Source organism: Enterobacter cloacae complex sp. P1B, assembly GCF_014982345.1.
GTDB classification, from domain to species: domain Bacteria; phylum Pseudomonadota; class Gammaproteobacteria; order Enterobacterales; family Enterobacteriaceae; genus Enterobacter; species Enterobacter bugandensis.
This window is the reverse complement of sequence record NZ_JADCLF010000015.1, coordinates 1-20,730: the sequence shown is the minus strand read 5'-3', so window position 1 is coordinate 20,730 and position 20,730 is coordinate 1. Positions and strand designations below refer to the sequence as shown.

Here is a 20,730-nt window from a genome sequence, read left to right as displayed (position 1 = left end):
CTTTTTAATCATATAAAAAGTTAAAAGGTATTAACTATCGAATCTGTGGATTAATTCAACTATATCTTATTGCTAGTGGTGTATATCGTAACGGTATAACTGTAAAGGGAGCATAGCGATGAGCACGTCAGACGAGACCAATAACGCGGCATCCGCCGGCAAATGTCCGTTCCATCAGGGCGGCGTCGATCACAGCGCGGGCGCAGGTACCGGCAGCAAAGAGTGGTGGCCTAAACAACTCCGCATCGATCTTCTCAACCAACATTCCAACCGTTCGAACCCTCTGGGTGAAGACTTCGACTACCGCAAAGAATTCAGCAAGCTCGACTATTCCGCCCTCAAGGGCGATCTCAAAGCTCTGTTAACCGATTCTCAACCGTGGTGGCCTGCCGACTGGGGCAGCTACGCGGGTCTGTTTATTCGCATGGCCTGGCACGGTGCCGGTACTTACCGCTCCGTTGACGGACGCGGCGGTGCCGGACGCGGCCAACAGCGCTTTGCGCCGCTGAACTCCTGGCCTGATAACGTCAGCCTGGATAAAGCGCGCCGCCTGCTGTGGCCAATCAAGCAAAAATACGGACAAAAAATCTCCTGGGCCGACCTGTTTATCCTCGCGGGTAACGTGGCGCTGGAGAACTCCGGCTTCCGCACCTTTGGTTTTGGCGCCGGTCGTGAAGACGTCTGGGAACCGGATCTGGACGTGAACTGGGGTGATGAAAAAGCCTGGCTGACCCACCGTGACCCGGAAGCACTGGCGAAGCGCCCGCTGGCGGCCACCGAAATGGGGCTGATTTACGTGAACCCGGAAGGGCCAAACGCCAGCGGTGAACCGCTGTCTGCGGCGGCGGCGATCCGCGCCACCTTTGGCAACATGGGTATGAACGACGAAGAGACCGTCGCGCTGATTGCCGGCGGCCATACGCTCGGTAAAACCCACGGCGCGGGTGAAGCCACGCACGTAGGTACCGATCCGGAAGCCTCGCCGATTGAAGCGCAGGGCTTAGGCTGGGCCAGCACGCACGGCACCGGTATTGGCGCTGATGCCATCACCTCCGGGCTGGAGGTCATCTGGTCGCAAACTCCGACCCAGTGGAGCAACTACTTCTTCGAGAACCTGTTCAAATACGAATGGGTGCAGACCCGCAGCCCGGCAGGCGCGATTCAGTTTGAAGCCGTGGATGCGCCGGAAATCATGCCAGACCCGTTTGACCCGTCGAAAAAACGTAAGCCAACCATGCTGGTCACCGACCTGACGCTGCGTTTCGACCCGGAATTCGAGAAAATTTCCCGTCGCTTCCTGAACGATCCGCAGGCCTTTAACGAAGCCTTCGCGCGCGCGTGGTTCAAACTGACCCACCGTGATATGGGGCCAAAAGCGCGGTACATCGGCCCGGAAGTGCCGAAAGAAGATCTGATTTGGCAGGATCCGCTGCCTCAGCCGGTGTTCCATCCGACGCAGGAAGACATTGAAAGCCTGAAAGCGGAAATCGCGGCCTCTGGCCTCTCCGTGAGCGAGCTGGTTTCCGTGGCATGGGCGTCTGCATCGACCTTCCGCGGCGGCGACAAGCGCGGCGGTGCCAACGGCGCGCGTCTGGCGCTGGCGCCTCAGCGCGACTGGGATGTGAATGCCGCGGCGGTACGTGCGTTACCGGCTCTGGAAGCTATTCAGCGCACCACCAATAAAGCCTCGCTGGCGGATATCATCGTGCTGGCGGGCGTTGTGGGCGTTGAGCAGGCGGCGAAAGCCGCGGGCGTTTACGTCAACGTGCCGTTCACGCCGGGCCGTGTGGATGCTCGTCAGGATCAGACGGATATCGAGATGTTTAACCTGCTCGAACCGATTGCCGACGGCTTCCGCAACTACCGTGCGCAGGTGGATGTGTCCACGACGGAATCATTGCTGATTGATAAGGCCCAGCAACTGACCCTGACCGCACCTGAGCTGACGGTGCTGATCGGTGGCCTGCGCGTACTGGGCACGAACTTTGATGGCAGTAAGAACGGCGTGTTCACCAACCGCGAAGGCGTGCTGAGCAATGATTTCTTCGTGAATCTGCTGGACATGAACACGCAGTGGAAAGCGACCGACGATTCAAACGAACTGTTTGCCGGTAGCGATCGCGCCAGCGGTGAAGTGAAATACACCGCGACCCGCGCCGACCTGGTCTTCGGTTCGAACGCCGTCCTGCGTGCGCTGGCCGAAGTTTATGCCAGCAGCGACGCACACGAGAAGTTTGTCCGTGACTTCGTTGCCGCATGGGCGAAGGTGATGGATTTGGATCGGTTTGACGTGAAGTAGCCATTGTGCCGGGTGGCGGCTACGCCTTACCCGGCCTACAAATTAAAGTGCCATGTAGGCCGGGTAAGCGCAGCGCCACCCGGCTTTTTTATTACTCCCACTCCTGCAGGAATCGCTGTCCATACTGGTCTGCCACCAGCAGCGCCGCATACACCTGATCCGGCGTGACGCCCCCCGGCATGTTGTGGATCGTTTCTCCTTCCGCACAAGAGGCTTCGGCAATCAGACGCATTTTGGCCGGAATATCCTCTTTGATGTTCAGCTGTGCCAGGGTGATCGGCAGCCCTACGCTGTGGCAAAGCGCCGCGACGGTCTCAATTTCTTCTACCGGCGCGTTTTCCAGCACCAGCTGCGTCAGCGTACCAAACGCCACTTTTTCCCCATGATAGAAGTGATGCGCGTCAGGCACCGCCGTCATGCCGTTATGAATAGCGTGTGCAGCCGCCAGCCCGCCACTTTCAAAGCCGACGCCGCTGAGATAGGTGTTGGGGCTTCGATAATGCGTTCCAGCGCAGGCGTTACCACATGCTGTTCCGCCGCCAGCATCGCTTTTTCACCCTCTTCAACCAGCGTGTTGTAGCACAGCTCGGCGAGCGCTAATGCCGCCTGTGTGCATTTACCCCCGGCCATGGTGGTCGCGCCGCTGCGCGAGCAGGCCCGAGCTTCAAACCAGGTCGCCAGCGCGTCGCCAATCCCGGCGGCCAGCAGACGTGCAGGCGCACCTGCTACCACTTTCGTATCCACAATGACCATGTTCGGGTTGTGCGGCAGCATCAGGTAGCGATCGAACTCGCCGCTGTCGGTGTAAATAACGGAAAGGGCGCTGCACGGCGCGTCGGTGGAAGCGATAGTCGGCGCAATGGCGACCGGTACGTCCATAAAGTGAGCCAGCGCTTTCGCGGTATCAAGCGTTTTACCGCCACCAATCCCCAGTACTGCCAGGCAGTCGGCGCTATCGGCCAACTTTTTCAGGCGATCGATTTCATTTTGCGAACATTCGCCGCCAAACGGCGCGATTTCGGCATGCAGTTCGGCTTTTTTAAAACTCTGGCGCAGGGTGTCTTCGGCAAAACCCAGCACAAACTTATCGCCGACGATCAGCCAGCGGTTTGCCAGGGGTTTCAGATAGTCGCCGAGACGGGTCAGCACATCCGCGCCCTGGATATATTTCCCCGGCGATTGAATGATACGGTCCATAACAGTTCTCCCTTAGAGATTGAGGTTACCAAACGCGTTTTTCCAGTCCTGCTCGAACTTTTCTATGGCCGACTCTACCGCTGGTGTACCGAGCATTTGTTGCGCTACGTCTAAGGGGATCGTGATTGCCTCGCATCCGGCCAGCAGGCAGTCCAGCGCCTGACGCGGTGTTTTAAAGCTGGCAGCCAGCACCATGCTTTCCGGCGCATGAAGTTCAAGCAGGGACTGCAGCTCCTGTACCATGCCAATACCGTCGCCGCCCTGTGCGTCGACGCGGTTGACGTACGGCGCAACGTATTTCGCGCCTGCCAGCGCGGCCAGTAAACCCTGAGCGGCGCTGTAAACGGCGGTGCCCAGCGTGGTAATACCCTCTCTTTTCAGCCCTTTAATGGCGATAAGCCCCTGCGCGGTGACCGGAATTTTCACCACAATACCCGGGATGGCGTTACTCAGGCGTTTGGCCTCCGCCACCATGCCTTCGGCGTCGCGGCTCATGGTTTGAGCAAACAGCGTGCCCTCCGGCCCGATGGCTTGTTGCAGCCGCGGCAGCACGTCCCAGATGGATTCACGGCTGGCGGCAATGATGCTTGGGTTGGTGGTGACGCCCGCGATGGGGAAGATGCGTGCAAGGCGTTCCACTTCCGCCACGTTCGCGGTATCCAGATACAGTTCCATTATTTTTCCTTAAGTCAGAAAGGTTGAATAAAGGATAAGGCCCGGCTGAGTGCGGCGGATACAGGTCAATTTTGCCAAATACTGGACAAATGTAATGTCCTTAGCGAAGTGCGATAGCGATCACAATGCTATTTTTTGGCGATAAGCTGGCTGTGATACTGGCGACGATATTCGGAAGGGGAACGCTCGGTGTGCTTGCGAAAGAGGCGACAAAAGTAGTTGCTGTCAGGAAATCCGCAGCGTGCGGCAATATCTTTAATTTTGAGATCGTAGCCTTTCAGCAGCTGGCGTGCATGTTCCAGCCGCGTTTGTGTCAGATACTCGTTGAACCCCACGTGGCCGATCTTCTGAAAGAGATGGGAAAGGTAATTCGGCGAGATGTAGAACGCCTGTGCCACGGATTCGCGCGTTAACGAAGAGGCATAATTTTCTTCGATATAGCTACGAACGGCTTCGAATAGCGCCCGGCTGCGGTTAGCGGTGTGGATGTCACTGCCAAGCAGATCCCGGCAGTGGCTGAGCAAGCTTAATACCACCAGCATGGCTGTGTCTTGCTCGTCTGGCTGCATCTGTAATTCGGTGAGCGCTTGCAGAAGAAAAGCACCCGTTCGCGGGCCACGCCGGGGAACCTGCAGCTGCTGCAAAAGCGCGTTGTCACGCTGTAAATCGAGAGTCAGCTGCTGCTTACCGAAATGTATGCTCAGGGCGTTAGGCGCTGGAAGCGTGATGTGTCCAAAGGATGAAAATATCGCCTCACAGGGGGTAGCAAGGGTAATGACGAGGCAGGGAGATGTTCGGGGATGCTGTTCAGCTAGCGCTGAGAAATGAATCTGACCCAGCGGTAACGTACGGTTCACCAGGTCAGCCAAAATTCGGGTGATATCGGAATACATGAGAAGACTACCGAAACGTGCCGGGCGGCGCTAAAAACGCCTGCCCGGCATAAAGCATTACCCAGTGTTACGCATACCCGCCGCAACGCCCGCAATCGTCACCATCAGCGCCTGTTCAACGCGAGGATCCGGCTCTTTACCTTCCTCTTCCGCCAGGCGGGAACGGTGCAGCAGTTCAGCCTGTAAAACGTTCAGCGGGTCGGTGTAGATGTTACGCAGCTGGATTGACTCGGCGATCCACGGCAGGTCCGCCATCAGGTGCGAGTCGTTGGCGATGTCCAGCACCACTTTGATGTCGCCTTCCAGCAGTTCGCGCAGTTCTTTACCCAACGCCCACAGCTCTGGTTTCACCAGTCGCTGGTCGTAGTATTCCGCCAGCCACAGGTCGGCCTTCGAGAAGACCATCTCCAGCATGCCCAGACGGGTAGAGAAGAAGGGCCAGTCGCGGCACATGGTTTCCAGTTCGTTCTGTTTGCCGTCTTCCACCACTTTTTGCAGCGCGGCACCGGCACCCAGCCAGGCGGGCAGCATCAGGCGGTTCTGCGTCCAGGCGAAGATCCATGGAATGGCGCGCAAGGATTCAACGCCACCGGTCGGGCGACGCTTTGCAGGACGCGAGCCCAGCGGCAGTTTACCCAGCTCCTGCTCAGGCGTTGCTGAACGGAAGTAAGGCACGAAGTCTTTGTTTTCACGCACGTAGCCGCGGTACAGATCGCAGGAAATATCTGACAGCTCGTCCATGATGCGGCACCAGGATTCTTTTGGCTCCGGCGGTGGCAGCAGGTTCGCTTCCAGGATCGCGCTGGTATAGAGCGATAGGCTGCTGATGGTCACTTCCGGCAGGCCATACTTGAAGCGGATCATCTCGCCCTGCTCGGTCACGCGCAGGCCGCCTTTCAGACTTCCCGGCGGTTGAGAGAGCAGCGCCGCGTGAGCAGGCGCGCCACCGCGGCCAATGGAGCCACCGCGACCGTGGAACAGGGTCAGCTCAATACCGGCTTTCTCGCAGGTTTTGATCAGCGCATCCTGAGCCTGATACTGCGCCCAGGACGCCGCCATCACGCCCGCATCTTTCGCGGAGTCGGAATAGCCAATCATCACCATCTGCTTGCCCTGAATAAAGCCGCGATACCAGTCGATGTTAAGCAGCTGGGTCATGACGTCGTTGGCGTTGTTCAGGTCGTCGAGGGTCTCAAACAGCGGGGCGACTGGCAGGGCGTAGTCGATGCCCGCTTCTTTCAGCAGAAGATGAACGCCCAGCACGTCGGACGGGGTTTTCGCCATGGAGATCACGTAGGCGGCCACCGATCCTTTCGGCGCATCGACGATCGCTTTACAGGTGTTGAGCACCTCGCGGGTGTCGTTGCTTGGCTCCCAGTTGCGCGGCAGCAGAGGGCGCTTGGAGTTCAGCTCGCGGATCAGGAACGCCTGCTTGTCGGCTTCTGACCAGCTTTCATAGTCACCGATGCCGAGATAGCGGGTCAGCTCGCCCAGCGCTTCAGTATGGCGGGTACTTTCCTGACGGACGTCGATACGCACCAGCGGTACGCCGAAACACTTCACGCGGCGCAGGGTATCAAGCAGTTCGCCGTTGGCAATGATGCCCATGCCACAGGCCTGGAGTGATTTATAGCAGGCGTACAGCGGCTCCCAGAGCTGTTCGTTCTGGCTCAGCAGACCTTCCGGCTTCGGCAGGCGCTGGCCTTTAAGGCGCGCTTCCAGCCACGCCTGGGTGGCCATCAGCTGACCGCGCAGCTTTTTCATCAGGAAGCGGTACGGCTCGCTGGCACCTTCTTCACCGGCCAGCGCGCGCAGTTCCGGCGTCGCTTCAACCATCGACAGCTCGGAGATCAGCACCTGAATATCCTTCAGGAACAGGTCGGTCGCTTTCCAGCGGCTCAGCAGCAGAACGTGACGGGTGATTTCCGCGGTCACGTTCGGGTTGCCGTCGCGGTCACCTCCCATCCAGGAGGTGAAACGAACCGGAACGAAATCGACCGGCAGGCGGTAGCCGAGGTTTTCTTCCAGCTGTTCGTTCAGCTCGCGCAGGTAGTTTGGTACCCCTTCCCACAGACTGTTTTCCACCACCGCAAAGCCCCATTTGGCTTCGTCGACCGGGCTTGGGCGATGCTTACGAATTTCATCGGTATGCCAGGACTGGGCAATCAGCTGGCGCAGACGGCGCATCAACTGGTTGCGCTCGTAGTCGGCAATGTCTTTGTTATCCAGCTGCTTCAGGCAGCTGTTTACTTCCACCATCTTGTGGATCAGCGTACGACGGGTGATTTCGGTTGGGTGTGCGGTCAGCACCAGCTCCAGCGAAAGGGACTCCACCGCTTTTTTGATGGTGGCTTCGTTGAGGTCTGGCTGGTCTTTCAGTTTACGAAGGGTGCGGGCAATGACTTCCGGGTTGCTGGCCGCTTCGCCGTTTGGCGAAATGCTGTGGTATTGCTCAGCGGTGTTTGCCAGGTTCAGGAACTGGCTGAAGGCGCGGGCAACGGGCAGCAGCTCATCGTTAGAGAGGTTCTGCAAGGTGGTGAGCAGCTCCTGACGACTGGCCTCGTTACCGGCACGGGAAGATTTAGACAGCTTGCGGATGGTTTCAACGCGGTCGAGGATGTTCTCCCCTAATGCGTCTTTGATGGTATCTCCAAGCACTTTGCCGAGCATGCTGACATTACTACGCAACGCGGAATATTGTTCGTTCATAAAAACCCAGTCACCCCATCATTTTTGTTTATGCCCAGGCGAAAATCTTCTGGACATTATTTTGTCATCTCCCTTTATAAAGCCACGTAAAACCCCCGTCGTCAATTGCTGCGAAAACGGTTCAGCAAACGAATAAATGCGGACAATTTACGAAATTTAATTCGCATTGCGTCAGATAAGAGATGCTTATGGAAATGTGACGGTGATCATGCGATTTGTTGCCCTCACCCGAACCCTCTCCCTGTGGGAGAGGGGACTTTTCGGTGCGGTTTTAATGCCAGCAGAAGTGATGCACAACCTGGGTAATCAGCTCGCGGGTGGGCTTGATGAAGCGGGTTTCCAGATATTCATCCGGCTGGTGGGCCTGATTAATGGAGCCAGGGCCGAGGACCAGCGTCGGGCAAAGCGTTTGAATAAAAGGCGCTTCGGTGCAGTAGTTCACCACGTCGGTTTTCTCGCCGAGCAGTTTTTCCACCACCTGAACCAGCTGATGGTCTGGCGGGCATTCGTAGCCCGGGATTGGCGGATGCAGTTCGGAGACCGTCAGGCGTCCCGGCCAGCGCTCGCTCACCGGGGCCAGCGCTTCATTCAGCAGGCCATCCAGATCGCTCAGCGTCATGCCCGGCAGCGGACGGATATCCATATGCAGTTCGCAGCAGGCGCAGATGCGGTTGGACGCATCGCCGCCGTGCAGGCTACCGAGGTTCAGCGTCGGATACGGCACGGTGAATGCCTCGTAGTGATACCGCTCTTTCAGATCGTCGCGCAGGGTCATAATGCGGCCAATGGCGTCGTGCATCAGCTCAATGGCGTTCACGCCGCGCGCCGGATCGCTGGAGTGACCGGACTGGCCCAGCACGCGCACCGCGGTAGAAATATGGCCTTTGTGCGCACGAATCGGCTGCAGAGAGGTCGGTTCACCGATGATCGCGCAGTCCGGACGAATCGACGTGTTTTCAGAGAAATAACGTGCGCCCGCCATGCTGGTCTCTTCATCGGCGGTTGCCAGAATGTAGAGCGGTTTTTTCAGCTTCGTCACGTCCACGTCACGCAGCGCGTCGAGGATAAAGGCGAAGAAGCCTTTCATGTCGGCGGTGCCCAGACCGTAGAGCTTGTTGTCATGCTCGGTCAGGGTGAACGGATCGCGCGTCCAGCGGCCATCGTCAAACGGTACGGTGTCGGTATGGCCGGCCAGCAGCAGGCCGCCCGCGCCGGTTCCGGTGCTGGCGAGCAGGTTAAATTTGTGGCGTGTTCCGGGGACGGGCTGAACCTCAACGTTAAACCCAAGATCGCTAAACCAACCCGCCAGCAGATTGATTAAAGACTCATTGCTCTGATCCAGCGCTTCTTCGGTCGCACTGATGGACGGTGTGGCAATCAGGGCGCGGTAGATCTCGATAAATGGCGGTAAGTTCATTTTCATTGTTGACACACCTTAGGTCGTGATAGTATCAATATTCATGCAATAAATGTGAATAAAAATACATTAACGTTGAGCATAAAGGAACCCGATGTTGAATACGCTGATTGTAGGCGCTAGCGGTTATGCGGGCGCAGAGCTTGTAAGCTACGTAAATCGCCACCCTCATATGACCATAACCGCTTTGACCGTGTCAGCGCAAAGCAATGATGCAGGAAAGTTAATTTCCGATTTGCATCCGCAGCTTAAGGGCATGGTCGATCTGCCGCTGCAGCCGATGTCTGACATCAGCGAGTTTACCGACGGCGTCGACGTGGTGTTTTTAGCCACCGCGCACGAGGTCAGCCACGACCTTGCGCCGCAGTTCCTGGCGGCCGGCTGCGTGGTGTTTGACCTCTCCGGCGCGTTCCGCGTTAACGACGGCGCGTTCTACGAAAAATATTACGGCTTTACTCATCAGCATCCGGATCTGCTTGAAAAAGCGGTGTACGGCCTGGCGGAGTGGAGTGCGGATAAACTGAAAGAAGCGGACCTGATTGCCGTTCCGGGCTGCTACCCGACGGCGGCACAGCTCTCCCTGAAGCCGCTGATCGACGCCGGTCTGCTGGATCTAAGCCAGTGGCCGGTGATCAACGCCACCAGCGGCGTGAGCGGTGCGGGGCGCAAGGCCGCTATCTCCAACAGCTTCTGCGAAGTGAGCCTTCAGCCGTATGGCGTGTTTAATCACCGCCATCATCCTGAAATCACCACCCATCTGGGCGCGGAGGTGATTTTTACCCCGCACCTGGGCAGCTTCCCGCGCGGGATCCTCGAAACCATCACCTGTCGCCTGAAGCCGGGCGTGACGAAAGAGCAGGTGAGCGAGGCCTTCACGCAGGCGTATGCGGATAAACCGCTGGTGCGTCTGTACGACAAAGGCGTGCCGGCGCTCAAAAACGTGGTTGGCCTGCCGTTCTGCGATATCGGCTTTGCCGTACAGGGCGAGCATCTGATTGTGGTCGCCGCAGAAGATAACTTACTCAAAGGCGCTGCCGCACAGGCAATGCAGTGTGCAAATATTCGTTTCGGCTTCCCTGAAACGCAGGCTCTTATTTAAGGTGTGATGATGAACCCATTAATTATCAAACTCGGTGGTGTACTGCTGGACAGCGAAGAAGCGCTGGAGCGCCTGTTTACCGCGCTGGTGAACTATCGCGAATCGCACCAGCGTCCGCTGGTGATTGTGCACGGCGGCGGCTGCGTGGTGGATGAGCTGATGAAAGGGCTGAATCTGCCGGTGAAAAAGAAAAATGGCCTGCGCGTCACGCCTGCTGACCAGATTGACATCATTACCGGCGCGCTGGCGGGCACGGCGAACAAAACGCTGCTGGCATGGGCGAAGAAACACCATATTGCGTCCGTTGGCCTCTACCTGGGCGACGGTGATAGCGTAAAAGTGACCCAGCTCGATGAAGAGCTCGGCCATGTTGGACTGGCGCAGCCAGGTTCGCCTAAGCTGATTAACACCCTGCTGGAAGGCGGTTTCCTGCCGGTGGTGAGCTCTATCGGCGTGACCGAAGAGGGCGAGCTGATGAACGTTAACGCGGACCAGGCGGCAACCGCGCTGGCGGCCACGCTGGGCGCAGACCTGATCCTGCTCTCCGACGTGAGCGGCATTCTCGACGGTAAAGGCCAGCGCATAGCGGAAATGACCGCCGCCAAAGCCGAGCAGCTGATCGCTCAGGGCATTATTACCGACGGCATGATCGTCAAAGTGAACGCCGCGCTGGATGCAGCGCGCACGCTGGGCCGCCCGGTGGATATCGCCTCCTGGCGTCACGCGGAGCAGCTCCCGGCGCTGTTTAACGGCACGCCGATTGGCACGCGTATTTTAGCGTAAGTTTTTTATTGAATGACCGTAGGCCGGGGTAAGCGAAGCGCACCCGGCGGAACTAACGAATAAAGGAACGATGTTATGGCACTTTGGGGTGGGCGTTTTACACAGGCAGCGGATCAGCGGTTCAAACAGTTCAACGACTCTTTGCGCTTCGACTACCGCCTGGCCGAACAGGATATTGTCGGCTCTGTGGCCTGGTCCAAAGCGCTGGTGACCGTTGGCGTACTGACCGCAGACGAACAGCAGCAGCTGGAAGAGGCGCTGAACAACCTGCTGGAAGAGGTACGTCTGGATCCGCAGCAAATCCTGCAGAGCGATGCCGAAGATATTCACAGCTGGGTGGAAGGCAAGCTGATCGACAAAGTCGGCCAGCTGGGTAAAAAGCTGCACACCGGCCGTAGCCGTAACGACCAGGTCGCCACCGACCTGAAGCTGTGGTGTAAAGAGACCGTTGGCGAACTGTTGGCGGCCAACCGTCAGCTTCAAAGTGCGCTGGTAGAGACCGCGCAGAACAATCAGGACGCGGTGATGCCGGGTTATACCCACCTGCAGCGCGCGCAGCCGGTGACCTTTGCGCACTGGTGTCTGGCCTACGTTGAGATGCTGGCGCGTGACGAAAGCCGTCTGCAGGATACCCTGAAGCGTCTGGACGTCAGCCCGCTGGGCAGCGGCGCGCTGGCCGGTACGGCGTATGAAATCGACCGCGAGCAGCTGGCAGGATGGCTGGGCTTTGCCTCCGCCACCCGCAACAGCCTGGACAGCGTCTCTGACCGTGACCACGTGCTGGAGCTGCTCTCCAATGCCTCTATCGGGATGGTGCATCTTTCGCGCTTTGCCGAAGACCTGATCTTCTTTAACTCCGGTGAAGCGGGCTTCGTTGAGCTGTCTGACCGCGTGACCTCAGGCTCATCGCTGATGCCGCAGAAGAAAAACCCGGACGCGCTGGAACTGATCCGCGGCAAGTGCGGTCGCGTGCAGGGCGCGCTGACCGGCATGATGATGACCCTGAAAGGGCTGCCGCTGGCGTATAACAAAGATATGCAGGAAGACAAGGAAGGGCTGTTCGACGCGCTCGACACCTGGCTGGACTGTCTGCACATGGGCGCGCTGGTGCTGGACGGCATTCAGGTGAAACGTCCGCGCTGCCAGGAAGCGGCGCAGCAGGGCTATGCCAACTCTACCGAACTGGCGGACTACCTTGTCGCGAAGGGCGTACCGTTCCGTGAAGCGCACCATATTGTGGGCGAAGCGGTGGTGGAAGCCATTCGTCAGGGTAAACCGCTGGAAGATCTGGCGCTTGCCGACCTGCAAAAGTTCAGCGCGGCGATCGGGGAGGATGTGTACCCGATTCTGGCGCTGCAGTCCTGCCTGGATAAACGTGCGGCGAAAGGCGGCGTGTCGCCGAAGCAGGTGGCGCAGGCAATTGCGGATGCGAAAAACCGCCTGATTTGAACCGTGCGGGCTGGTGCCCTCACCCCGGCCCTCTCCCACCGGGAGAGGGAGAAAAACGGAGCCTGGCTTAGCGCCAGGCTTTTTTACGCAAAAAAAAAGCGGACCACGGGGTCCGCAAAAGTTCACGTTGGCTTTAGTTGTTCGAGTTTTGAGAGAAACTCGCTGACGGTGCGGGGACGTCAAGGGTCAAACACGGCCGCCTCGTCTATGTGGCGTATTATTCAACAGAATGCTTGATAGGGATAATCGTTCATTGCTATGCTATCTATCGCCATGAACTATCGTGGCGACGGAGGATGAATAATGAATATTCGTGATCTTGAATACCTGGTAGCGTTAGCCGAGCATCGTCACTTTCGCCGCGCGGCAGATTCCTGCCACGTCAGCCAGCCCACGCTGAGCGGGCAGATCCGCAAGCTGGAAGACGAGTTGGGCGTGATGCTGCTGGAGCGCACCAGCCGTAAGGTGCTGTTCACCCAGGCCGGTCTTCTGCTGGTGGATCAGGCGCGCACCGTGCTGCGCGAGGTCAAAGTGCTCAAGGAAATGGCAAGCCAGCAGGGAGAGGCCATGTCCGGCCCGCTGCATATTGGCCTGATCCCAACCGTTGGCCCGTACCTGTTACCGCACATCATTCCGATGCTGCACCAGACTTTCCCGAAACTCGAAATGTATCTGCACGAAGCGCAAACCCATCAGCTGCTGGCGCAGCTGGACAGCGGCAAGCTCGACTGCGCCATTCTGGCGCTGGTAAAAGAGAGCGAAGCGTTTATTGAAGTACCGCTGTTCGATGAGCCGATGATGCTGGCGATCTATGAAGATCACCCGTGGGCGAACCGCGATCGCGTGCCGATGGCCGATCTGGCCGGTGAAAAGCTGCTGATGCTGGAAGACGGTCACTGCCTGCGCGATCAGGCGATGGGCTTCTGCTTCGAAGCGGGCGCTGACGAAGATACCCACTTCCGCGCAACCAGTCTGGAAACGCTGCGTAATATGGTGGCGGCGGGAAGCGGTATTACGTTGCTGCCTGCGCTGGCCGTACCGCGCGAGCGTAAGCGTGATGGCGTGGTGTACCTGCCGTGCATTAAGCCGGAGCCGCGTCGCACGATCGGCCTGGTGTATCGCCCAGGGTCACCGCTGCGCAGCCGCTATGAGCAACTGGCAGAGGCCATCCGCGGTGCGATGGATGGCCATTTCGACAGCGCGTTAAAACAGGCGGTTTAAGCCGTTCAGCGCGGCTACCCGATAGGCTTCCGCCATGGTCGGGTAGTTAAAGGTGGTGTTAACGAAGTACTCAATGGTGTTACCACCGCCTTTCTGCTCCATGATTGCCTGGCCGATATGAATGATTTCCGCCGCGCGTTCACCAAAGCAGTGAATCCCGAGGATCTCTTTCGTCTCGCGATGGAACAGAATTTTCAGCGTACCTACGCTCATCCCCACGATCTGCGCCCGCGCCAGATGTTTAAACTGCGCGCGACCTACCTCGTAAGGCACCTTCATTGACGTCAGCTGCTGCTCGGTTTTCCCGACAGAACTGATTTCCGGAATGGTGTAGATCCCCGTCGGGATATCTTCGATCAGATGCGCCGTCGCTTCGCCTTTCACCAGCGCCTGAGCGGCAATGCGGCCCTGATCGTAAGCGGCGGAGGCCAGGCTCGGGTAGCCAATTACGTCGCCCACCGCGTATACGTGCGGCAGCGCGGTCTGATACATGCTGTTGACCTTCAGCTGACCGCGGCTGTCTGTTTCAAGCCCGATATTTTCCAGCCGCAGTGAATCGGTATTGCCGGTACGGCCGTTGGCGTACAGCAGGCAGTCGGCTTTCAGCTTCTTACCGGACTTCAGGTGCATGATCACACCGTCATCGCAGCCTTCGATCTTCTCGTACTCTTCGTTGTGACGAATCACTACGCCGCTGTTCCAGAAGTGGTAGGAGAGGGAGTCTGACATTTCCTGATCGAGGAACGCCAGCAGGCGATCGCGGGTGTTAATCAGGTCAACTTTGACGTCCATTCCGCGGAAGATCGACGCGTATTCGCAGCCGATGACCCCTGCGCCATAGATAATGACGTGGCGGGGTTCATGGTGCAGGCTCAGAATGGAGTCGCTGTCGTAGACGCGTGGGTGTGAGAAGTCGACGTCGGCCGGATGGTAAGGGCGTGAACCGCAGGCAATCACAAATTTTTCAGCGGTGATCGTCTCAATCGAACCGTCGTGGCATTCGAGTGCCAGGGTGTGTTCATCCACAAAATGCGCGTTGCCCTGCAGGATTTCACAATGGTTACGCTCATAAAAGCCCTGACGCATGCGCGTCTGCTGGTTAATGACGGTATCCGCGTGATTCAGGATGTCGGCAAAGGAGGAACGAAGAAGTCGGGAGTGGTCGCTGTAAAGAGGGTTCTGGTTAAATTCGATAATGCGGCTAACGGCGTGGCGGAGGGCTTTCGATGGGATGGTGCCCCAGTGGGTGCAACCGCCGCCGACATTATGGTAGCGCTCGATGACCGCTACTCTGGCTCCCTGTTTCACCAGACCCATAGCAGCACCTTCGCCGCCGGGGCCGGAACCAATAACTATTGCGTCGTAATCGTAGGAATGTGGCATGGCAAGGCTTACCTGTTCTTATACATAAAAGCAACAGAATCATAACATCATTGCCAGGGTAACCCAATTATCGTTGTGCTTTTTTCCGGCAGTGGAGCACAAACCGCACGTAAACAATCATTCACAAAGCTGAGCAAACAGATTAATTTTATTCTCTGGTATAGTGCCATCAGGCCTTTGGAAGGATTCAACTATCGTGATGGGCGTAAGAGCACAACAAAAAGAGAAAACCCGGCGTTCGCTGGTGGAAGCCGCATTCAGTCAACTGAGTGCTGAGCGGAGTTTTGCCAGTTTGAGCCTGCGCGAAGTCGCACGCGAGGCCGGGATTGCGCCAACGTCCTTCTATCGTCACTTCCGTGATGTGGATGAACTGGGCCTGACCATGGTCGACGAGAGCGGTTTGATGCTGCGCCAGCTGATGCGCCAGGCGCGTCAGCGTATCGCAAAAGGGGGCAGCGTGATCCGCACCTCCGTGTCGACGTTTATGGAATTTATCGGCAATAACCCCAACGCGTTTCGTCTGCTTCTGCGCGAGCGTTCGGGCACATCGGCAGCGTTTCGTGCCGCCGTCGCGCGGGAAATTCAGCACTTCATCGCGGAACTTGCCGACTATCTTGAACTCGAAAACCATATGCCGCGTGCCTTTACTGAAGCACAGGCCGAGGCGATGGTGACGATTGTGTTCAGCGCGGGTGCCGAAGCGCTGGACGTCAGCATTGAACAACGCAAGCAGCTTGAAGAGCGACTGGTATTGCAGCTCAGGATGATCTCCAAAGGCGCGTACTACTGGTATCGCCGTGAACAAGAGAAACTGGCACATCAAACCGAAGAGTGAAGGTGAGTAATGAAACAGTCAGGTCAGGATAAAGGGACGCTGTTGCTGGCATTGATCGCTGGCTTATCCATTAATGGCACGTTTGCCGCTATTTTTAGCTCCATCGTGCCATTTTCGATTTTCCCGCTTATTGCGCTGGTGCTGACGGTCTACTGCCTGCATCAGCGTTACCTGAACCGTACGATGCCGGTTGGGTTACCGGGGCTGGCCGCTGCCTGTTTTATTCTGGGCGTATTGCTGTATAGCACCGTGGTGCGCGCGGAGTATCCGGATATCGGCTCTAACTTCTTCCCTGCGGTACTGTCCGTGGCGCTGGTGTTCTGGATTGGCTCGCGCATGCGTAGCCGCAAGAGTCAACTGCCAGAGTAATGAGGTCTGAGTAGGGCAGGTAAGCGAAGCGCCACCTGCCAAAAACGCCGGCTAGTTACTTCGCCGTGAGCAGTACACCGCACTCCATATGGTGCGTATACGGGAACTGATCGAACAGCGCCAGACGTTCAACCTTGTGCGTCTGGCTTAATGTTTCCAGATTCTTGCACAGCGTCTCCGGGTTACAGGAGATGTACAAAATACGCGGGTACGCCTGCACCATCTTCTCGGTTTCGCTGTCCAGGCCGCTACGCGGCGGGTCGACAAAAATCGTCTCACACTGATAGCTCTTCAAATCGATCCCTTCCAGGCGGTTAAACTGGCGTACACCGTTCATGGCCTTGGTGAACTCTTCTGCCGCCATGCGAATGATCTGCACGTTATCGATATGGTTAGCGGCGATGTTGTACTGCGCGGCCGCTACCGACGGCTTGGCGATTTCCGTTGCCAGCACGCGTTCGAAGTTACGCGCCAGCGCCAGCGAGAAGTTGCCGTTACCGCAGTACAGCTCAAGCAGATCGCCCTTAGACCCTTCCGTCGCCTTCAGCGCCCACTCCAGCATCTGCACGTTCATCGCGGCATTCGGCTGGGTGAAGCTGTTCTCCACCTGACGGTAAACCATCTCTTTACCCGCCACCGGCAGACGCTCGTCGACGTAATCCTGATCCAGCATGATTTTGGTTTTGGTCGCGCGGCCAATCAGGTGCACGTTGATGTTCTGCGCACGCAGCGCATCGCGCAGGGCTTCGGCCTGCTCGCGCCATTCGTCGGTCAGCGCTTTGTGGTACAGCAGAGAGACAATCGCCTGATTGCTTTGCGTGGTCAGATAGTCAATCTGGAACAGCTTGTTGCGCAGCACCGGATTGTTGCGCACGCCTTCAATGATCAGCGTCATCAGCTGGTTGATAAGCTCGCTCGCTGCCGGGAAGCTGTCCACGCGAATGCGTGATTTGGTCTGCTGATCGAAAATGATGTGGTACAGGTCGTCGCCGTCATGCCAGATGCGGAACTCGGCGCGCATGCGGTAGTGGCTGACAGGGGAGCGGAACACCTCGGGAACGGGCGCGTTGAAAGGCGTCATCATACTTTGCAGGCGGACAACTTTCTCGGCCAGCTGCGCGTCGTACTGTTCTGTCGGGAGGTGTTCTGGGGTCATGATGCGTCCTGAGTGATAAAGAATTACGCGGGGATTGTAGGGATTGTTCAGGGGATGTCCAGATTTAATGGCCAATAGCTGTCTGGACATCTATACGTGTCTAATTGTAGCATTCTGTTTCCGGTCTCCTGAGAGTGAAAAGGGAATCCAGTGAAAATCTGGAGCTGACGCGCAGCGGTAAAGACTGGCGGGATGAGAGCTGTAGACACTGTGAAAATGGGAAGTCTTCATCCGTATAACGCCACCTAGCCCGAAGACCTGCCGGGATCACGTCGCATTTGGTTTCATCATCGCGTGCTATAGATGAGGCCTGCGGCATCCTTCTTATATTGTGGATGCTTTAACAATGATTAAAAAAGTATCGCTGTTGACGGCGCTGTCCGTCACGGCATTTTCGGGCTGGGCGCAGGATAGCGCTGACTCGTTGGTGGTGACGGCAAATCGTTTTGAACAACCTGAAAAAACTATTCTGGCAGCAACGTCGGTGGTTACGCGTGCTGATATTGACCGCTGGCAGTCAACCTCGGTGCTGGACGTTATGCGTCGCCTGCCCGGCGTGGACACGGCGCAAAATGGCGGGATGGGGCAACTCTCTTCTCTCTTTATCCGTGGCACCAATTCCAGCCACGTCCTGATTCTCGTTGACGGCATCCGCCTTAACCAGGCGGGCGTCACGGGGTCGTCCGATCTCAGCCAGTTCCCGATCTCCCTGGTGCAGCGTATCGAATATGTGCGTGGACCGCGTTCGGCGGTATACGGCTCGGATGCGATTGGCGGTGTAGTCAACATTATTACCACTCGCGCGAAGGACGGTACGACGCTGAATGCCGGCGTAGGGTCGCACGGTTACCAGAATTATGGCGGCAGTACCCAGCAAACGCTGGGCCACAGCACGCGCGTCACGCTGGCGGGGGATTACACCTATACCAAAGGTTTCGATGTGGTTGCGGACGGCAACAATGGTGGCCTTGCCCAGACCGATCGCGACGGCTTTATGAATAAAACGCTCTACGGTGCGGTGGATCACGCATTCTCAGACCAGTGGAGCGGATTTGTTCGCGGCTTTGGCTACAGCAACCGTACGGCCTATGACGGTTACTACAGCTCATTTACCCCTGACGTATTGGTCGATACCCGCCAGCTCTATAGCCAGACCTGGGACGCAGGATTACGCTTCAACGAGGACATCTTCCATTCACAGCTCCTCACCAGCTATAGCCACAGCAAAGACTATAACTACGACCCTAATTTGGGCCGTTACGATTCGACGGCCACGCTGGATGAAATCAAACAGTACAACGTCCAGTGGCTCAACTCCGTTGATGTGGGGCACGGGAACATTGGTGCGGGCGTTGACTGGCAGAAGCAGAGCACCGAGCCGGGTACAAACTACGTGACCAACGGCTACAACCTGCGTAACACCGGCGTCTACCTGACCGGGCTGCAGCAGCTGGGCGATTTCACTCTGGAAGGGGCGGTTCGCAGCGATGACAACTCTCAGTTTGGTCGCCATGGCACCTGGCAAAGCAGTGCAGCGTGGGAGTTCGTGGACGGTTACCGCTTCATTGCTTCTTATGGTACGGCCTATAAAGCCCCGAATCTGGGTCAACTCTATGGCTTCTATGGCAATGACCATCTTGATCCAGAAGAGAGCAAGCAGTGGGAAGGGGCGTTTGAAGGCCTGACGGCAGGCGTGAGCTGGCGCGTGTCTGGCTATCGTAATGACGTTGATAATCTCATCGACTTTAATAATAACCTTCAGGAATATTACAACGTCGGTAAAGCACGCATTAAGGGTGTGGAAGCGACGGCGTCGTTTGATACAGGTCCGTTGACGCATACCGTTGGCTACGACTATGTGGATGCCCGCAATGCGGCGACCAACGAACTTCTGGACCGTCGTGCTAAGCAGCAGGTGAAATATCAGCTCGATACGCAGATCTATGATTTCGACTGGAGCCTGACGTATCACTATCTCGGCACGCGTTACGACACTGATTTTGGTTCTTATCCGTCAGAAAAAGTGAAAATGGGCGGTGTGAGCCTGTGGGATGTCGCAGTTTCATATCCGGTCACCTCACACCTCACAGTTCGTGGTAAAATAGCCAACCTGTTCGATAAAGATTACGAGACAGTTTATGGCTACCAAACTGCAGGACGGGAATACACCTTGTCTGGCAGCTACACCTTCTAATCCGCGCCCTACCGTGCTGGTGTTTGATTCCGGCGTCGGTGGGCTTTCGGTCTACGATGAGATTCGGCATCTCCTGCCGGATCTCCATTACATCTACGCCTTCGATAACGTCGCTTTTCCTTATGGGGAGAAGAGTGAGGACTTTATCGTTGAGCGCGTGGTTGAAATCGTCACCGCGGTACAAAAGCGCTATCCCCTTGCGCTGGCGGTCATTGCCTGTAATACGGCGAGCACCGTTTCTCTTCCCGCCCTGCGTGAGAAATTCCAGTTCCCGGTTGTGGGCGTTGTTCCTGCCATAAAGCCTGCCGCGCGCCTGACGGCGAACGGTATCGTGGGCTTGCTGGCCACGCGTGGCACGGTGAAGCGTCCTTATACCCGCGAGCTGATCGACCGTTTTGCTAACGAATGCCAGATTGCAATGCTTGGCTCCGCAGAGCTGGTGGAGATGGCGGAAGCGAAACTGCACGGCGAGACGGTATCGCTCGAAGAGCTGCGTCGTATTCTTCGTCCGTGGCTGCGGATGCCCGAACCACCGGATACGGTTGTGCTGGGCTGCACCCACTTTCCTCTCTTGCAGGAAGAGCTATTAGAAGTGCTTCCGGAGGGGACGCGGCTGGTGGATTCTGGTGCGGCGATCGCCCGTCGTACGGCCTGGCTGCTGGAGCATGAAGCGCCGGATGCGAAATCTACCGATGCAAATATCGCATTTTGCATGGCTATCACGAAAGAGACTGAGCAACTTTTACCCGTTTTACGCCGTTATGGCTTTGAAACGCTCGAAAAACTGGCGCTATAGCACGGTTTTGAGCAAAAAAGAGACGGTTGAAAGTTTTTTTTAAAAGAGGGGTTGTCAACGCCTGAGAACTCCCTATAATGCGCCTCCACTGACACGGAACAACGGCTTACAGGCCGCCGGGTTAGCGGGGTTCAGAGATGAACGCCAACAGAGAAAAGTGAAAATAACGGGTTGACTCTGAAAGAGGAAAGCGTAATATACGCCACCTCGCAACGGTGAGCGAAAGCCGCGTTGCACTGCTCTTTAACAATTTAT

The 20,730-nt window shown here is 57.1% G+C and carries 15 protein-coding genes, 1 pseudogene and 1 riboswitch; of the genes and pseudogenes, 9 read left to right on the top strand and 7 right to left on the bottom strand.

Translation table 11 applies throughout. The annotated features are described in order from the left end of the window. Positions 1 to 118 precede the first annotated feature (118 nt). Positions 119 to 2,299: a catalase/peroxidase HPI gene (gene katG / locus INF77_RS18205; protein ID WP_028014834.1), complete on the top strand. Its 2,181-nt coding sequence runs from the start codon at positions 119 to 121 to the stop codon at positions 2,297 to 2,299. A gap of 91 nt (positions 2,300 to 2,390) precedes the next feature. Here katG and INF77_RS18200 read toward each other — a convergent pair. The 5 genes and pseudogenes from INF77_RS18200 to argE form a co-directional block, all read right to left on the bottom strand. Further along, a pseudogene (locus tag INF77_RS18200) lies at positions 2,391 to 3,496 on the bottom strand (glycerol dehydrogenase). 12 nt (positions 3,497 to 3,508) lie between these two features. After that, complete coding sequence (fsa, locus tag INF77_RS18195) at positions 3,509 to 4,171, bottom strand: fructose-6-phosphate aldolase (protein ID WP_048959182.1); 663 nt, start codon at positions 4,169 to 4,171, stop codon at positions 3,509 to 3,511. Between the two features lie 128 nt (positions 4,172 to 4,299). After that, the gene (locus tag INF77_RS18190) at positions 4,300 to 5,064 is read right to left on the bottom strand and encodes an AraC family transcriptional regulator (RefSeq protein ID WP_193532487.1); all 765 of its coding nucleotides are present in this window, start codon (positions 5,062 to 5,064) and stop codon (positions 4,300 to 4,302) included. A 57-nt stretch (positions 5,065 to 5,121) separates the two neighbouring features. Further along, the gene (ppc, locus tag INF77_RS18185) at positions 5,122 to 7,773 is read right to left on the bottom strand and encodes a phosphoenolpyruvate carboxylase (protein WP_041911805.1); all 2,652 of its coding nucleotides are present in this window, start codon (positions 7,771 to 7,773) and stop codon (positions 5,122 to 5,124) included. A gap of 271 nt (positions 7,774 to 8,044) precedes the next feature. Then, positions 8,045 to 9,196: an acetylornithine deacetylase gene (gene argE, locus INF77_RS18180; protein ID WP_028014830.1), complete on the bottom strand. Its 1,152-nt coding sequence runs from the start codon at positions 9,194 to 9,196 to the stop codon at positions 8,045 to 8,047. A gap of 88 nt (positions 9,197 to 9,284) precedes the next feature. On the opposite strand from argE, the gene argC reads away from it, so the two are divergent. From argC to oxyR, 4 genes are all read left to right on the top strand, one after another. Then, a complete protein-coding gene (gene argC / locus INF77_RS18175; protein ID WP_063437473.1) occupies positions 9,285 to 10,289 on the top strand; it encodes an N-acetyl-gamma-glutamyl-phosphate reductase in 1,005 nt (334 codons plus the stop codon). A gap of 6 nt (positions 10,290 to 10,295) precedes the next feature. Then, positions 10,296 to 11,072: an acetylglutamate kinase gene (gene argB / locus INF77_RS18170; protein ID WP_098946274.1), complete on the top strand. Its 777-nt coding sequence runs from the start codon at positions 10,296 to 10,298 to the stop codon at positions 11,070 to 11,072. 75 nt (positions 11,073 to 11,147) lie between these two features. Further along, positions 11,148 to 12,521 carry an argininosuccinate lyase gene (gene argH, locus INF77_RS18165; RefSeq protein ID WP_045260261.1) on the top strand — a complete coding sequence of 458 codons (1,374 nt, stop codon included), beginning with the start codon at positions 11,148 to 11,150 and terminating at the stop codon, positions 12,519 to 12,521. Positions 12,522 to 12,824: 303 nt separating this feature from the next. Further along, complete coding sequence (gene oxyR / locus INF77_RS18160; RefSeq protein WP_025758848.1) at positions 12,825 to 13,742, top strand: DNA-binding transcriptional regulator OxyR; 918 nt, start codon at positions 12,825 to 12,827, stop codon at positions 13,740 to 13,742. On the opposite strand, the gene sthA is transcribed toward oxyR, so the two are convergent. After that, positions 13,725 to 15,125 carry a Si-specific NAD(P)(+) transhydrogenase gene (sthA, locus tag INF77_RS18155; RefSeq protein ID WP_045260262.1) on the bottom strand — a complete coding sequence of 467 codons (1,401 nt, stop codon included), beginning with the start codon at positions 15,123 to 15,125 and terminating at the stop codon, positions 13,725 to 13,727. The genes oxyR and sthA overlap by 18 nt on opposite strands. A 196-nt stretch (positions 15,126 to 15,321) precedes the next feature. Between sthA and fabR the strand changes: the two genes are divergently transcribed. Continuing rightward, the gene (fabR, locus tag INF77_RS18150) at positions 15,322 to 15,960 is read left to right on the top strand and encodes an HTH-type transcriptional repressor FabR (protein ID WP_008501784.1); all 639 of its coding nucleotides are present in this window, start codon (positions 15,322 to 15,324) and stop codon (positions 15,958 to 15,960) included. Between the two features lie 9 nt (positions 15,961 to 15,969). After that, positions 15,970 to 16,329: a YijD family membrane protein gene (locus INF77_RS18145; protein ID WP_008501783.1), complete on the top strand. Its 360-nt coding sequence runs from the start codon at positions 15,970 to 15,972 to the stop codon at positions 16,327 to 16,329. Positions 16,330 to 16,384: 55 nt separating this feature from the next. Here INF77_RS18145 and trmA read toward each other — a convergent pair whose 3' ends face one another. Continuing rightward, the gene (gene trmA, locus INF77_RS18140; protein WP_193532488.1) at positions 16,385 to 17,485 is read right to left on the bottom strand and encodes a tRNA (uridine(54)-C5)-methyltransferase TrmA; all 1,101 of its coding nucleotides are present in this window, start codon (positions 17,483 to 17,485) and stop codon (positions 16,385 to 16,387) included. 104 nt (positions 17,486 to 17,589) lie between these two features. Then, a riboswitch (cobalamin riboswitch) is annotated at positions 17,590 to 17,766 on the top strand. A 65-nt stretch (positions 17,767 to 17,831) separates the two neighbouring features. Here trmA and btuB point away from each other — a divergent pair. Further along, positions 17,832 to 19,679 carry a TonB-dependent vitamin B12 receptor BtuB gene (gene btuB / locus INF77_RS18135; protein WP_193532489.1) on the top strand — a complete coding sequence of 616 codons (1,848 nt, stop codon included), beginning with the start codon at positions 17,832 to 17,834 and terminating at the stop codon, positions 19,677 to 19,679. Next, entirely contained in the window at positions 19,624 to 20,475 is an 852-nt protein-coding gene (murI, locus tag INF77_RS18130) for a glutamate racemase (protein ID WP_028014824.1), read from the top strand. The genes btuB and murI overlap by 56 nt, the downstream gene beginning before the upstream one ends. Positions 20,476 to 20,730 lie beyond the last annotated feature (255 nt).

What these genes read in the sequence shown, in the direction of transcription:
- ppc (WP_041911805.1), bottom strand. Translation starts at nt 7,773, where the DNA reads ATGAACGAACAATATTCCGCGTTGCGTAGTAATGTCAGCATGCTCGGC.
- argC (WP_063437473.1), top strand. Translation starts at nt 9,285, where the DNA reads ATGTTGAATACGCTGATTGTAGGCGCTAGCGGTTATGCGGGCGCAGAG.
- fsa (WP_048959182.1), bottom strand. Translation starts at nt 4,171, where the DNA reads ATGGAACTGTATCTGGATACCGCGAACGTGGCGGAAGTGGAACGCCTT.
- oxyR (WP_025758848.1), top strand. Translation starts at nt 12,825, where the DNA reads ATGAATATTCGTGATCTTGAATACCTGGTAGCGTTAGCCGAGCATCGT.
- btuB (WP_193532489.1), top strand. Translation starts at nt 17,832, where the DNA reads ATGATTAAAAAAGTATCGCTGTTGACGGCGCTGTCCGTCACGGCATTT.
- sthA (WP_045260262.1), bottom strand. Translation starts at nt 15,125, where the DNA reads ATGCCACATTCCTACGATTACGACGCAATAGTTATTGGTTCCGGCCCC.
- katG (WP_028014834.1), top strand. Translation starts at nt 119, where the DNA reads ATGAGCACGTCAGACGAGACCAATAACGCGGCATCCGCCGGCAAATGT.
- argH (WP_045260261.1), top strand. Translation starts at nt 11,148, where the DNA reads ATGGCACTTTGGGGTGGGCGTTTTACACAGGCAGCGGATCAGCGGTTC.
- INF77_RS18145 (WP_008501783.1), top strand. Translation starts at nt 15,970, where the DNA reads ATGAAACAGTCAGGTCAGGATAAAGGGACGCTGTTGCTGGCATTGATC.
- trmA (WP_193532488.1), bottom strand. Translation starts at nt 17,485, where the DNA reads ATGACCCCAGAACACCTCCCGACAGAACAGTACGACGCGCAGCTGGCC.
- argE (WP_028014830.1), bottom strand. Translation starts at nt 9,196, where the DNA reads ATGAAAATGAACTTACCGCCATTTATCGAGATCTACCGCGCCCTGATT.
- murI (WP_028014824.1), top strand. Translation starts at nt 19,624, where the DNA reads ATGGCTACCAAACTGCAGGACGGGAATACACCTTGTCTGGCAGCTACA.
- argB (WP_098946274.1), top strand. Translation starts at nt 10,296, where the DNA reads ATGATGAACCCATTAATTATCAAACTCGGTGGTGTACTGCTGGACAGC.
- INF77_RS18190 (WP_193532487.1), bottom strand. Translation starts at nt 5,064, where the DNA reads ATGTATTCCGATATCACCCGAATTTTGGCTGACCTGGTGAACCGTACG.